This window comes from Pseudarthrobacter sp. 05T312 (assembly GCF_056396685.1).
Map to the genome: position 1 here is coordinate 1 of NZ_JBFTLY010000019.1, position 14,589 is coordinate 14,589.

Genomic DNA, 14,589 nt, shown 5'->3' on the forward strand with positions numbered 1-14,589 from the left:
ACCCGCAACATCACCACCAAACGACGGGTCACGTTCGGCGCCGCCTGCACAGGCTGCCCCCTCCGGCACCGATGCACCRCCTCACCGCGAGGACGCAAAATCGTTCTCCACGAACATGACGCGCTGCAACGGCAACACCGCCAACGCGCCAAGAACCCGGCCTTCCAGGACGACTACCGCACCCACCGGCCCATGGTCGAGCGGTCCATCGCATGGCTCACCCGCGGCAACCGACGCGTTCCCCATCGCGGCATCAACCGGAACAACGCCTGGCTCCAGCTACGGATCGCGGGACTGAACCTCCGCCGCCTCCTGAAGCTCGGACTCACCGCGGAACAGGGATCCTGGGCCATCGCTTGAACCCGGAAACCAGGACCAGGCCTCTCACAGCCAGCCAAAACAACACCCACTACCCGGCCACAGGCACCAAAAGCCCGGAACCACCCAAAATACTTCAACCCCAGAAACCCCAACCCACAAAAGGAAGGGCTGGCCCGACAGCGAACGCCACGGACCAGCCCTACAAAGCACTTAGTTCAGCAGTCTCCTAGGGGTTCCCTCCCTGCCCAACACCTTCCCGGCCTTACGGAAGGAACTCGTAGTCGTCCGCCTCAACCTTCTCGGTGATCCGCCAGTATTCGGTGGTCTTGAAAGGCCACACCTGGGAGACCCTGTTGAAACGGTTCTTGTACCAGTTGGTGACGTAGGGCTGGCCCCACGTCATGCGGCGGTTCTCGGCGTCCACCCACTCGATATGACGGTCGAGTGCTTCCTGCTTCAGGTCGAGCGCAGCCTTGTCCCGCAGGAGGAGCTGGTGGATCGCCTCAACCGCATACTCGGCGGCGCGCTCCATCATGATGTGCAGACCCCCCGCGGCCACGCCGGTGGTGTTGGGTCCCAGCATCATGAACAGGTTCGGAAAATTGGGCACAGTAATTCCGGCGAACCCCTTAGCATCTCCCTGCCAGTAGTCGTGGATTTCCAGGCCGCCACGCCCAACGATCTCGATGGGGTCAAGGTAGTCGGAGGGACGGAACCCGGTCGCGTAGATCACCACGTCCACATCGATGTGTTCTCCGGCGCCGGTAACCAGCCCGGTGGGGGCGAACGATTCCAAACCTGATGACACCACCGTGGTGGCGGGGGCCATGAGCGCCGCAGCCCAGACGCCGTTGTCGCGCAGCAGGCGCTTGGCCGACGGCGGGTAGTTGGGGATTGCTTTTTCGAGCAAGTCCGGACGGCCTTCGTACTGGAGCTCCATGCGTCGGATGACCTCTTGGCGGAAGTCCTCGTTCCTGGGGCTGACACTCAACGGGGCTTTGTCCCATCCCTCCTGGACCGTGGCGACGTTGATGCGACCTTCGACGCCAAGCGCCGTGACCCAGAGGCGGAACCACTTGCCGTAATGGGGAACCTTTGAATGCAACCAATGAGCGGTCCCTGACATCGGCTCGTGATAGCTCTCGGCGGGCAGCATCCATGGCGCGCTGCGCTGGAAGACGTGAAGGCTCTGAACCTGATCGACAATTGCCGGGATAATTTGGTAGGCGCTGGCACCGGTACCGATCACGGCCACCTTCTTGCCGCGCAGGTCCACGGAGTGGTCCCACTCCTGCGAGTGCATCTGCGCCCCGGTGAATTCCTCCTGCCCGGGCCAAGTTGGAATGTGGGGATGATCGAGCTGGCCTACGCAGGTGATAATGGCGTTGAACCGGCGGGTCTGCCGGGTTCCGTCCGCGGATCCGGTGGTGGCTTTCCAGGTCCTGGTTCCCTCATCGAACTCGGCTTTCTCCAGCCACGTATGGAGTTCGAGTTCGTCGGCAAGCTCTGCGCGGGCCACCACTGTTTCCAGGTATTCAAGGACTTCCTCGCCCTTGGCGAACTGGTGTGGCCAGTCATCGCGCTGGGCGAAGGAAAAGCTGTACCCGTAGGTCGGGGTGTCCAGGCGGACGCCAGGGTAGTGGTTCTTCCACCACGTTCCTCCCATCCGGTGGGAGGATTCAATCCAGGTGTAGGGGAGTCCAGCTTCCTTGAGTCTGTACGCTGCAGCGATGCCGGAAACGCCGGCGCCCACAATCAGTGTTTCGAAGGTTCGTCCCTGGGAAAGCTCGTCAAAGGACCAGTTGGGCGAGCCGTTCCGCTGGGGGCTAATGAGCAATTCATGCTGCATCTCTCCAGCCCAATTCGGATCAGAGCTGGTGCGCCCGCCGGTAAACCAGTCCAGGATGTGGTCCGCCTGAGCCGCGGTAAGTTCACCCACTGTCCGAACTTTGTTATCGCGCAGGCGCCGCAGCCCTTCGAAGGCGATGTCCCGGCCACGGGCGATCTGGTCCTCGTCCAGGCCGCCGTAGGGCTGTGTAGTGGCACCCATGGGCGGCAAAGGTGGGGAGAGATCCGGCTCCAGCAGTGACATGTCCTTCAGTGCTGCGGCAAGCGCGGCCATGAGGACGGGCAGCTCAGCACCTTTAACGTAGGCCCACAGCTCCTGGTCGGTCTCCGTAACCTGTGCGTATTCGTCCCGGCCGTAAAGGTCCCCGCTATGGACGGGCGAGGTCCGTTCGGTGGTGGCTGCCGGCGTGATCAAGGCATTCATGAGTTTCCTCCTGCGCGCCTTTATGGCGCGGTTTATGTGACGACGTTGTCTTGGTCAGGAATTAGCGCGGTGTCCGCGCGGTTACTCGCGAGCTGAAGTGGGTCCTGTCAGCCCCTGTGAAGTCGGAAATCGTCCGTGGCAGTGCGGACTGCTGCAACGATTTCTGTGATGCGGGGCCGCATACGCTCCGCCGGCCCCGAGACCGTCACCGCGCCGAGGACATCCCCTTGGTCGTCGCGGACCACGGCACTGACACCAATGACGCCCGGTTCGCTTTCTTCATTGTTCAGGGCCCAACCGCGGTTGGAGATTTGGGCGAGTTCGGCAAGCAAGTGATCGCGGTCGTGGATCGCCAGGTCGGTTCCGGTGGTCCAGCTCCGTTCCCCGGAAAACAGGCGATCCACTTCTTCCGGGGGAAGGTTTGCCAGAAGGCACTTTCCAGCCGAAGTTATATGGGCCGGAAGGCGATGTCCCACCCTGGAGACGGCGCGGATAATGTGCGGGCTTTCCACGCACGCAAGGAACAACGCCTGGTCTTCCTTGAGTATCAGATAGTGGGCAGTCTCCCCGGTCTGTCTGGCCAGCCAGGCGAGGGTCGGCTCGATCTCGGTCCGGATGTCGCCCTTGTTTGTCAGCGCTTGCGCCAGTTGCATCAATGCCGGACCCGCGACGAAGGACTTGTCCGTCGGGTGGCGTTCCAGCAATCCGGCCTGGGCCAGCGTGGAGACCATCCGGTGCGCCGTCGACCGAGCCGCACCAAGTTCCTCAGCGACGTCGACGATGCGGATGCTGGACTTCGAACGCAGCATGAGGAGGGTGCGGGCGGCATTCTCGACCGACTCGATCGGATACCGGTATGCCGGATCGGTGGAGGACTCCTCGGGGAGGGTGACGTTCATGGGACTTAGCCTCTTCGTGTGTGGGTCGTCTGTAGCCAGCATAGACAGACCGCGGACCCCGCTGGCATTACGCATGAACAGTGCCTCCCACAAGCTCGCCGGACTCTTCATTTCCGCCCAACAGGGGCGAACGCCGGGTGACGTAAGCCAGAAGTTTGTCGATGGATTCCTCCAAAGCCCCGGTGCCCTTTCCGGCGTCGAACACGTACGCGTCCGGCCTGACCACCACCCAATCGGCGTCAGCGGCACCCAGCCAGTCAGTGAAGCGGCTCCCTTGTTCCACAAGGCTGCCGGCCCCGGGGGAGGCTTCAGTAGAATGCGCGCTGATGGTGGCTACTGAGACGTCCAGCAATTCCAGATGACGCTTCGCGGATCCGGACAAGCCATCCAGCACGTCCGGGTGGGCCGTCAGCAGCGTCAACGAGGAGCCGAGGACATTGTCCAAAAGGGCGCCTTTGTGACAGGCAATGCGCGGCTGAACGGCCAGCCGGCCACCCAAGGCGCCGTCCACGAACCCGGCTCCCAGCTGCGGCTGGAACGGCGGGTTGGCTTCCGTTTGGGCTTCCAGCTTGCGGTCCCGTTCCGCTGCTTTGGCGGGATCCGTCTCGCAGACCATCTGGCCCACACGGACCGATTCGGCGATGTACTCCGTGACGTGCGGCCGGCGGCTATCGGTGTAGGCGTCCATGAAATCGACCGGAGCGGTGCCGTTAAGCACCTTGTTGAGCATCCACGACAGCGTCATTGCATCCCGCATTCCGCTGATCATCCCTTGGCCCATGAAAGGCGGCATCAGGTGCGCTGCATCTCCTGCCAACAAGATGCGGCCCTGGTTGAAGGTGGAGGCCACCAGGGAATGGAACGTATAAGTGGTGGACCGTAGAAGGGTTGCTGTGTCCTCCTTAATCCATCGACGAAGCTTGGGCCAGACGTTTTCCGGCTTTGCCGCTTCCACAGGATCGGCTCCATCGACGATCATGAACTCCCAGCGGTAATGGTCACCCCCCAACCAGGCCATGTGCGAAGGCTGCGCGGGATCGAGGACCTGGCCGGTATCTGGAACATCAGGGGCCGTGGCCCCCTCCTTCATTTCCACGTCGATAACCACCCACGTCGCTTCGAACCCAAAGTCGTCCCTCGCGATCGTCGCCTGCTCCCGGACAAGGCTGTTGGCGCCGTCCGCCCCCACAACGAAACGGGCAAAGATAGGTTCCGCGCCGCCGTCGACCGTCAACGCAACGCGGTCTCCGAGATCGGATACTGTCTGCACGTTAGTCGACTGGCGCACTGTGACGCCCGGGGTCGACTTGGCCGTCGCGTCGAAGATGTCCTCGATGTCCGGCTGATAGAAGTGGTAGGAGGATTCCCAGCCGCTTGGAGTTTCCCAGCCACGTGGCAGGTTGGACAGGACACTCAGGTCGGCGCGGAGGAGCAGGTACTCGCGGGCAGGAACGATCGCTGCGTTGATCTTCTCTGAGATGCCCATCGCCTGCAGGATCCGCATGGCCTCGTGGTCCAGGTGGCACGCCCGCGGCAGAGGGTACAGGCCGGCTTGCTTGTCCAGAACCAGGACCGACCACCCCTGCCGTCCCAGCAGCGTTGCCAGGGTCTGGCCTACAGGGCCATAGCCTACGATCGCGACGTCATAGTTCGTGTCTGCTTCCATCTCCTACTCCACTCCCTGACGGCGGAACGACGCCGGCTCCGGAGTCTTGGCGATCGTAGTGCGCTGGGTACCAAGGCCCTCGATTTCGATGAGCACCTCGTCACCGGCCTCCAGCCACGGAAATTCACCCTCGCCGTGCGTGCGGCTCAGTTCAAGGATGCAGCGCGTGCCGCAGGTGCCTGAGCCGAAGACGTCACCGGGGCGAACCTCGGTGCCGCGGCTCGCGTAGGAAACCATCTCGCCGAACGAGTAGTGGACGTCAGCCCAGTTGGCCCGGGAATATTCGACGCCATTGACTGTGAGGGACATGGCCCGGTCAAAACCCGTTGCAGTCCGGTGCGGCTCCAGCTCGTCCTTGGTGACCAGCCAGGGGCCGAGCGACGTGGCTGTGTCCTTGCCTTTCACGGGCCCCATCGAAAGGAGCATTTCCTCGTGCTGGACGTCGCGGCCGCTCCAGTCGCAGAGGATGCTGTAACCAATGATGGCGGCTTCGCCTTCCTCGGCCGTGAGGTCCTGCCCGGCTTTGCCGACAACTGCGGCGACCTCGACCTCGAAGTCGAAGCGTTCGGATCCCGGGGTCATGGGGATTTCGCCTTCGCCCCTGAAGTTGTAGGGGTTGGAGAAGTAGAAGACCGGGATTTTGTACCAGAGTGGGTTCATCTCCAGGCCACGCGACTCCCGGCCGGCCTTGACGTGCTGTTCGAAGGCATAGAAGTCGCGGAAGGTGGGCGGAGTGGCAATCGGGGAGAGGTTGCTGACCGTTGAAGGATCGACGACGGCGCCTGCCAGGATTGCTTGTTCGCCGGCCTTCCGCAGGGCTTCTTCACCCTGTCGGATCAAGTCGAGCAGGTCATGGTGGCCCTCGATGACCCGATATGAATCGTCCACGACGACGCCAATTCGGGGCAGTGCGCCTTCACTGCTGAATCGAACGAACTTCATGGCTTAGCGTCCTCCCACCAGCTGGGTGTTTTGGCGGTACTTGGAAGGGGTTGGGGCCAGCCCCAAGGCGCGGAATCCTTCCGGGAGGTAGTCGTTCCACTGGTTCCACCACACTTCGCCGTCTTCCCACACCACTGGTTCGCGGTTGTCGTCATAAATTTGTTCGATGTCGGTGTACAGCTCCACCACGTTTCCCGAGTGTTCCTTGTAGTAGCAGGCAATGTTGTTGCCCGCACCGTGCCGGACCGGACCCCAAAGCAGCTCCCGTCCCAAGGCGTGGAGACGATCTCCGGCTTTGGTGAGGTCGCTGACGCCTTGAACCTCCCAGGCGTGGTGGTGGAACGTGCCCCGCCCTTGCAGGACGGCGATGCCGTGGTGTTCGGTGTTGCAGCGCAGGAAGTAGCCCCTCGAACCTCCGGTGCCGATCACATCGGAAATCCGGAAATCGAGGACCTTGGTCAGGAATTGCACCATTCCGTAGTGATCCTGCGGATGGAAGTTGAAGTGGCCGTACCGGTTCGGGCCGAAACCCTTGGACGCGATGCCGGCCTTTTGCAGGCCCAGGGAAATTTCGAAGGCAAAGCCCTCCGGACCGATGAACGTGAAGCCGTCCTCTACGCCCTCTCCGGTGGGCTTCTCTGAGACGACCAGAAAACCTTCGTCCTCGATCCGCCGTCGTACATCCCTGAGCGCATCGCCGTTAGCGGCGATGAGTCCCAAGGCTTCCAGGCCGTCGACGTCGGACTCGACGTACGTCAGCTCGTGGTGCACATCGGCGGCAGCCAGGTAGGAGACGCCGTCGGTTTGCTTGGTCTCGCGCAGGCCAAGGATCTGGGTGGCGTCGAAGACGGACTGTTCAAGGTTGGAGGTCCGGATCGATACCGGCCCCATTTCGGAAATTGCGCCCCAAGACATTAGGTACCCCATCTCTGGATGAATCACTTGATTGGTGTTCCGTTCAGTAGAACATGTTCTGTTATGCAGATCTTGTGAGGACGCTAGCAGTTGTTGGTTGACGAAGACAACCCCGGTGAGTTTGGAATATTTGGGGCTTGTGCGGCAACTCACACTCAAGTAGCGTGTGGTAATCCATCAAGCAGAACGTGTTCTGCTGTGCGAAACTTTATAATTTCCCCTCTACAAAGGTGTGACTTGGGAAAGGACATGACATGACAGAACGGACGTCTACGCGGAGCCCGGAGCTGGGCAGCAGCTCCCGGGATCGCCGACGCGTGGTCTTTGCAACCGTTGCCGGTACCACGATCGAGTGGTACGACTTCTTCCTTTACGCCACCGCCGCGGGCCTGATCTTCACGAAGGTCTACTTCGAACCTGCGGGAGCGGCCGCGGCACCGCTTCTGGCATTCCTGACGGTTGGCATCAGCTTCCTGTTCCGGCCGCTCGGTGCCTTCCTGGCCGGGCACTTCGGTGACCGCTACGGTCGCCGTGTCGTCTTGATGGCCACCCTGGTCCTGATGGGTGCTTCGACCGCACTGATCGGCTTGTTGCCCACCTTCGATTCCATCGGGTTGACGGCTCCAATATTGCTGGTCCTGCTGAGGATTCTGCAGGGCATTTCGGCGGGAGGCGAGTGGGGAGGCGCCGCACTCCTGGCCGTCGAGCATGCCCCAACGAACCGGCGTGGAATCTTCGGCGCATCACCGCAGATCGGAACCCCCCTTGGGCTGCTGCTGGCGTCCGGCATGCTGGCCACGATGACCCTGATCGCGCCCGGTGAGGCTTTCCTGGAGTGGGGTTGGCGCGTACCGTTCATCCTTTCCGTGGCGCTGATCGTTATCGGTTACTACATTCGACGTCGGGTGGACGAGAGCCCGGTGTTCAGCGAACTGGCCGAACGCAAGAAGGAGGCTCGTGCGCCGATTGTCGAGCTCTTCAGGAAGCACTGGCGCCTGGTCCTGCTGGCAGCCTTGATTCCTTCCGCAAGCCAGGCTGCTGGCTACATGACTACCGGCGGCTACATCCAGCGGTATGCCACCGATCCTGCGGGCCCTGTTGGTTTGAACCCGGGGGAGGTCCTCTGGGTGGTGACGGCGTCCGCCGTTTCCTGGCTGATTTTCACCCTCATTGGCGGAGGGCTCTCCGACAAGCTCGGACGCCGTAAGACGATGCTCCTCGGATGGCTCCTGCTCGCCGCAGCGCTGCTTTTCCTTTTCCCGCTGGTGAACACCGCGTCCACCGTAGGGCTTTTCGCCGGACTGACCTTGGTGACTGTTGGCCTGGGCCTGGTCATCGGCCCGTTGTCAGCGCACTACACCGAAATCTTCCCCGCGACGGTGCGCTTTTCCGGTGTTTCCATCGCCTACGCATTGGGGGCCATCGTTGGCGGCGCGTTCGCTCCCACCATCGCCCAGGCACTGGTGCAAGCCACGGGGTCCACCGGCGCCGTGACGGTTTACCTGGAACTGATGGTCGTGGTGTCCATCATCGCCACCCTCCTGGTCCGCGACCGTACAGGCGTGAACCTGGGTGCAGAAACGGAGGACCGGGTGGAAAGCCCCATCCACGGAGTCAATGCCTAAGATGCTGCGACGCACGGATAGCCTGCGGCCGGATCAGATGGAGCCGGACCAGAAGAAGCTGTACGAAGCCATCACGCAGGGCACCCGGGCCCAAGGCCCGCAGCATTTCGCCCTGACGGATGAGCAGGGTCGCCTCAATGGGCCGTTCGGTGACTTTCTGTTGTCACCGTCGGTCGGGATGGCACTTCAAGCGCTTGGCGCCGCGCTGCGCTACGAAACCGGACTGCCCGACCGGGCGCGCGAGCTCGCCATCCTCACTGTCGCCGCCCGTCAACGTTCCACCTTCGAACGTGAGTCGCACGAGGCGATAGCGCGGGCTCTCGGATTCAGCCAGGATGAGCTGGACGCTATCCGGCGGGAAGATATAACGCCCTTCGACGGCGTCGAATCACTGGTCGGCCGGACAGTCCTGGCCCTGCTCGACGGAGACCTTAATGATTGCGCCTGGTATGCGGCAGAGGAACTGCTCGGTCAGCGCACGGTCTTTGAGCTGTTGACCTTGGTGGGCTACTACTCAACCTTGGCCTTGCAGCTTCGGGTGTTCAGAGTTGACTCTGACGGAACAAAGGCAAGTCGTGCGACCAAGGCGGCACCCGTCGCCGCCGATTGAGCTTCGCCGAAGTGGAGTCGGGCGGCCTGGGGCACCTCTCGTTCCAGGCCGTCCGTCTGCTGGGCTGGATGATGGCGCAGTATCGGCAAGGAAGAGAACTCTGACACTCATTCATCGTCTGGCTGCGCAAACGAACGCTCAGCATCTGTTTCAACGACGCAAAGGCTAGGTATTGCGACAACCGGCCGTGTCGGGTTGCGGCCCCTCCTGCAGTCTTGTTTGCGCACCCGGCAGTGCCGCTCCTGACAATGTTTTCCATATATGAGAAGAAGCTTCGGTTTGAAGCACAATCGAAGGCATCACCGACACAGGTCGTTGCTGGCTCTGTCGTTAGTGAAAACCCGAGTTATTTAGTCCGACCAAGTTAAGTACGTCCTTCAGCATCGCCAGCGCCGCCCCCTTGGGGCTGGAGCGGCCGCCTTGCACGGTGACGTCCCCGGCGTCCGGGCACCTGAAAACCATGGCCTTCTCCGGCCCAGCGATAGCGAAAAGCGGGTCTCCTGGGGGCACGGCTTCCAAACGAACCGTGACCACCATGGGTCGCTCCAGGGAGGCCGACGCCACAGCGCGCAAACGCAGGCCTTGCCGGGAGGCCTCCAGCGCTCTGGCAGACGTGGAGGAGTCAATTGGTTCCGTCTCCACCGCAATGCGGGAAACGTCCCAGTTCCAGAGAAGCCCGGCGATAAGCCGCACCTTCGTGGCCGCATCCTTCCCGGACAGGTCCGCGGACGGGTCTGCCTCCGCGATGCCGCGGCGCTGCGCCTCCCGGACCGCGGACTCCAGCCCGGCATCGCGGGACAGCTCATCGAGGATGAACGTGGAGGTGCCGTTGGGGCAGGCCCGGACGGCGCTGCAGCCCATGCCCCGCAGCGCAACGCGGGCCATGTCCGCCGTGGGAAGCGCCGCGCCCGTGGCCCCGGAAATGCGGATCCGGCTCCCACCTTCCTCGGCCGCACGTTCAAGGTCCCGCCAGTGGCTGAGAATGTGGCTTTTGGTTGCTGTCACCACATCGACTCCACCCCTCAGGGCGGCAAGCGCCTCCTGCAGTACATGTGCGTGAGCCGAAGGCGAGGATGGCAGGGCCTGAACCAGGACGGAGGAGCCGGCCCGGGCCAGTGTCTCTTCGATGGACCGAATCGGCCCCCAAGAGGAGCGATCCGGAACCGGCGAACCGGGCGTGAGGAAGACTTCCGTCCCATTACCCCGGACGGCAGCAATCTGCAACACGGAACCCTGCTCCAGGACAACATCGGCAAAAGAGCGGCCCACGGCACCGAAGCCGGACAGGACCAGCCGCACGGGTTCCACCAACCGCCCCTACTTCTTCGTCATCCTGTACCGCTCAATCTGTCGCAACCGCCGCAGGAGGCTGTCGCGCCGCGGGTGCGGGACGGCGTCGGGATCTTCTGCAGTGAGGTCGATGTGCTTGGTGCCGTACTGCCACAGGAGAAGGTCATCCAGGAGCCGGTCCGGGCCGGGGGAGTAGCGGTGGTCCAGGGCCTTGCGGACCTCCGTGATCTGGTTGGCGCTGAGCAGTCCGGCCAGCTGCATGGTCTGGTTGAGCCCGTGCGCTGCGAGGAGCTCGGCCGCCCAGCCCCAGTCGTCGTCCACCTTGCGGTCCACGTGCGGGAGCAGGGTCCGCCAGACGTCCCGGATGCGGTTGGGCGTCAGCGGGGCCGCGCCCTCGCCGTCCATGTCCCAGTAGCCGCGGACTTCCTCGTAGCTTTCGTGAAGGTCGGAGAACGCCGTTTCCACGGTTTCCAGCATGGCCGCGGTGGCAGTGAACTGCCGGTCGAAGTGCGGCGTCCAGGCGCGGGGGTCCTCGGCCTTGAATCGGATATCGTGCTCAATCTCGCTCCACGCGTGCGCGAAAATGGTGCGGATCTGGCACTCGAAAAAGTAGCTGCCGTTGGGCTGCAGGTCCGGGTTGAAGACCTGCTGGTACTCCTTGACGGCTTCATTCTGGATGGTGCGCAGGATCAGGTGCCGGCTGGAATACCCGTAGGTGCCGGATTCAATGGAACCAATGTCCTTTTCCCGGTCGCCGCGGCAGTCGAAAAGCTGCCGCTGGCGCTTGATGATGTTGGCCACCGCGGCGTTTTCCGCCGGCAGCTTGGTGATCACCCGGATGCCCACCATGTCATTGAGCGTGCGGAACGGGTCCGGGAACTTCAGGAGCCTCCGCCCACCCGGCTCCAGTGGCTCCTCGGTGCGCGAGATCTTTTCCTTGAAGGATTCCACGGTCTTGGTGCGGCCGGTAACGAAGAGCGGCGTGACCTCGCTGTCCTTCAGCATGTCCCGCAAAACCAGCAGGACATCACGGGTAACCAGCTTCAGGGCAGGCCGGACGCGCTCATAGATTTCCACGTTGTGCTGCACCGACTCACGCAGCGGTGCGTCCAGACTTTCCCAGTTACTCGGCATCGTCCCAGCTTACGGCCGGGGTATGACAGAACGACGGCGGCGCGGAGCCGGCTGGTCTCCCGGGGGTGCCCCGCGCGATGCCCCTACCGCCGGGCCTCCCGACCGGGTGGGACCCGGGATACGAAAGGGGGGGCGGGGGGAGGCCAAAGTGTTGACCCGCCGCGCGGGCGGGCCTAGATTCCTTCCCAACTGGGGGCAGCGGCCGATGAGCCGCCGGCATCGGTCTGGTCGCCGCGAAGGCACACAAGAATTCCCCTCCGGCGGCGTGAGCGTCGTTGCGGTGAGCAGGGCTCCCCGCCGCCCGCACTTTCCAGGACTGCAACCATGACCAAGCAAACGAAGACCCGCCGCATCGGCGCGGCAGCAGTGGCACTTATGGCGGCCGGTGCGGCCGGGATCAACGCGGCGCAGGCAGCACCCCAGGACAGCCCGGGCCGGTATGGGCACGGTGCCGCGGGGAGTGGCGACCCCTACTTTCCCTACGCGGGCAACGGCGGGTACGACGTCCTGCACTATGACCTGGCCCTGCAATACACTCCGCCGGCGGATACGGCCGCACTGGCCGGGAAGCTCGCAGGGGAGGCAACCATTACCCTCCGCGCCACCCAGGACCTGGACAGCCTCAACTTCGACCTGCGCGGCCTGGCGGTGACGGCGGTGGAGGTGGACGGCAAGGACCTCAACCACGGCGCGGGCCCTTCCGGCTGGACGCAGGAGCAGGATGACGCCAACCGCACCTGGGAGCTCACCGTGGGCCTCCGGACAAAACTGAAGGCAGGCCAGAAAACCACCATCACTGTCGACTACGGCGGGGCCACGGGGCGTCCGGAAGACACCACGGGGGCTCTCTACGGCTGGGTGACCACCGCTGACGGGGCGATGGTGGTCAACGAGCCCGATGGCGCGCCCACCTGGTTTCCCGTAAATGATGACCCGGAAGACAAAGCCACCTACTCCTTCCACATCACGGTCCCGGAAGGGAAAACAGCGGTGGCCAATGGCCTGCCCGACGGCAAACCCAAAACCAAGGCCGGCTGGACAACATGGACCTGGGAAGCGGCGGATCCAATGGCCAGCTACCTTGCAACGGCGAGCGTCGGTGACTACACCCTCACCTGCGCCAAAGGACCCCACGGCCTTCCGATCATCAATGCGGTGGATGACGGCGTGGCCGGAGCCGACCTGGAGAAAACCACCGCCGCCCTCGCACAGCAGCCCCAGATGATCACGTTCCTGTCCGGCCTGTTCGGACGGTACCCCTTCGAGGCTTTCGGCGCGGTTGTGGACGATGATTCCGTGGATTACGCCCTGGAAACCCAAACCCGGCCGGTCTACTCAGGGGCTGCGGATGAGGCCACCGTCGTCCACGAACTGGGACACCAGTGGTTCGGCAACGACGTCAGCCCGGCAGATTGGAAGGACATCTGGCTAAACGAGGGCTGGGCAACCTACATTGAGTGGCTGTGGGCCGAGCACACGGGCCAGGCAACCGTGGCCCAGCAATTCGCGGACACCGTGGCGGAACTGGACAGCAAGGACCTTTGGGCGCTGAACATTGCCGATCCCGGCCGGGACAACCTCTTTGCGGCGGAGGTTTACAACCGGGGTGCCGCCGCCCTCCATGCCCTGCGGACCAAGGTGGGGGACAAGGCGTTCTTTGCAGGAGCCAGGGATTGGCTGGACCGCTACAGCAACTCCTCGGCAACAACGGACGACTTTGAACAGGTGATGGAGGCGGCATCCGGCATGGAGCTTGACGCGTTCTTCAATGACTGGCTGCGGGAGGGGAACCGGCCGGCGATGCCGTAGTGGACCCGCGCACCACCAGCGAGGTCTCCAGGGTGACGCCGACGTGCCCCAGCGACTTCCCCTCCATGAGGCCGCGCAGCTGCTCCCCGGCTTTCTGGCCCAGGGCCGTGGCGGGCAGGTGCACGCTGGTGAGGCCCGGATTGCTGGTGGCCGAGTAGGGCAGGTCGTCGAACCCGGCCACGGCCAGCTCCTCCGGGATCCGGATCCCTGCCACCCGTGCTTCCTGCAGCACGCCGTACGCGTGGGTGTCGGTGGCGCAGGCGACGGCGGTCACCCCCGCGCGCTGCCAGTCTGGCCACGCCTCGGCGAACGCGCCCGCGGCCGCACCGACGTCGATGGTGGTGCTGATAATGCGTTCCGGGCTGACGGTGATGCCGCGCGAGGCGGCCTCTTCCAGGAACGCCGCGCGCCGGACCGCGAACGTTTCGGTGCCGGTCACGCTGTCCACGTAGGCAGCTTCCCTGTGCCCGGCGTCGGCCAGGTGCGCCGCCAGCTGGCGTGCCCCGCTGGCCACATCCAGGTTCACGGAGGGCGCGTAGGACTCGAGTCCCGGCGCATCAAGCAGGACAAGGGGCGACGGCGACGCGAGGTCTTCGAGGAACCCCGCGTTGGGTGCGTCCACCAGCAGCCCCGCCGGGCGGAGCGACATCAGCCGCCGGACGTCGTCGGCCTCGGGAAATTCGCCGGCTTCGGTGACGGACAGCAGCAGCTGGTACTGCGGGCCCAGCGATTCCCGCACCCCGGCAATCACCTTGGCGAAGAACGGGTTGGAGATGTCAGGCGCCACCAGGATCACAATCGAGCTGACGCCCTTGGCCAGGGAACTGCCGATCCCGTCCACCACGTATCCCAGCTCCGCAATGGCCTCCCGGACCCGGGAAATGTTGTCCTCGGCCACACGGCCGGCTGTCTTGCCGTTGGCCACCAGCGACACCGTGGCCACCGAAACGCCGGCCCGCGCAGCGACCATCGCCGCCGTCACCCGCCGCGGCCGTGGCCGTTGCTGCTGTACCTGTTCCCCGGAATCCATACTTTGATCGTAGTAGGCCCCGGCGCGCACGGATTGCGAGCCCTGCAGGCCGCCACGGCAAGGTCGGCAGGGTTCC

Annotated in this window: 12 protein-coding genes; 4 read left to right on the plus strand and 8 right to left on the minus strand. The window is 63.8% G+C overall.

The features are described 5' to 3' along the window. Positions 1-360: transposase (locus AC1DIP_RS18235; protein WP_477734594.1), on the plus strand; the 360-nt coding region annotated here is incomplete at its 5' end. Positions 361-583: 223 nt separating this feature from the next. Here the strand turns inward: AC1DIP_RS18235 and AC1DIP_RS18240 are convergent. The 5 genes from AC1DIP_RS18240 to AC1DIP_RS18260 form a co-directional block, all read right to left on the minus strand. Then, on the minus strand, positions 584-2,593 hold the full coding sequence (locus AC1DIP_RS18240) for an NAD(P)-binding domain-containing protein (protein WP_476208374.1): 2,010 nt from the start codon (positions 2,591-2,593) through the stop codon (positions 584-586). Between the two features lie 107 nt (positions 2,594-2,700). After that, entirely contained in the window at positions 2,701-3,492 is a 792-nt protein-coding gene (locus AC1DIP_RS18245; protein ID WP_477734595.1) for an IclR family transcriptional regulator, read from the minus strand. 67 nt (positions 3,493-3,559) lie between these two features. Continuing rightward, the gene (locus AC1DIP_RS18250; protein WP_476208376.1) at positions 3,560-5,158 is read right to left on the minus strand and encodes a bifunctional 3-(3-hydroxy-phenyl)propionate/3-hydroxycinnamic acid hydroxylase; all 1,599 of its coding nucleotides are present in this window, start codon (positions 5,156-5,158) and stop codon (positions 3,560-3,562) included. Positions 5,159-5,161: 3 nt separating this feature from the next. Next, a complete protein-coding gene (locus AC1DIP_RS18255; RefSeq protein ID WP_477734596.1) occupies positions 5,162-6,100 on the minus strand; it encodes a fumarylacetoacetate hydrolase family protein in 939 nt (312 codons plus the stop codon). 3 nt (positions 6,101-6,103) lie between these two features. Further along, entirely contained in the window at positions 6,104-7,015 is a 912-nt protein-coding gene (locus AC1DIP_RS18260) for a VOC family protein (RefSeq protein ID WP_476208379.1), read from the minus strand. Positions 7,016-7,269: 254 nt separating this feature from the next. Here AC1DIP_RS18260 and AC1DIP_RS18265 point away from each other — a divergent pair, with 254 nt between their 5' ends. After that, the gene (locus tag AC1DIP_RS18265) at positions 7,270-8,640 is read left to right on the plus strand and encodes an MFS transporter (protein WP_476208381.1); all 1,371 of its coding nucleotides are present in this window, start codon (positions 7,270-7,272) and stop codon (positions 8,638-8,640) included. Beyond that, on the plus strand, positions 8,633-9,250 hold the full coding sequence (locus AC1DIP_RS18270; protein WP_476208382.1) for a carboxymuconolactone decarboxylase family protein: 618 nt from the start codon (positions 8,633-8,635) through the stop codon (positions 9,248-9,250). Before AC1DIP_RS18265 ends, AC1DIP_RS18270 begins: the two co-directional genes overlap by 8 nt. A gap of 330 nt (positions 9,251-9,580) precedes the next feature. Here the strand turns inward: AC1DIP_RS18270 and AC1DIP_RS18275 are convergent, their stop codons facing one another. Both AC1DIP_RS18275 and AC1DIP_RS18280 read right to left on the minus strand, forming a co-directional pair. Further along, entirely contained in the window at positions 9,581-10,558 is a 978-nt protein-coding gene (locus AC1DIP_RS18275; RefSeq protein ID WP_477734597.1) for a hypothetical protein, read from the minus strand. 9 nt (positions 10,559-10,567) lie between these two features. Next, entirely contained in the window at positions 10,568-11,674 is a 1,107-nt protein-coding gene (locus tag AC1DIP_RS18280) for a GTP pyrophosphokinase (protein WP_476208386.1), read from the minus strand. Positions 11,675-11,998: 324 nt separating this feature from the next. Between AC1DIP_RS18280 and AC1DIP_RS18285 the strand changes: the two genes are divergently transcribed. Then, complete coding sequence (locus AC1DIP_RS18285; RefSeq protein ID WP_477734598.1) at positions 11,999-13,483, plus strand: M1 family metallopeptidase; 1,485 nt, start codon at positions 11,999-12,001, stop codon at positions 13,481-13,483. Here AC1DIP_RS18285 and AC1DIP_RS18290 read toward each other — a convergent pair. Next, positions 13,440-14,453, minus strand: coding sequence for a LacI family DNA-binding transcriptional regulator (locus AC1DIP_RS18290; protein ID WP_477734649.1), 1,014 nt, complete (start codon positions 14,451-14,453; stop codon positions 13,440-13,442). The genes AC1DIP_RS18285 and AC1DIP_RS18290 overlap by 44 nt on opposite strands. Positions 14,454-14,589: the final 136 nt, after the last annotated feature.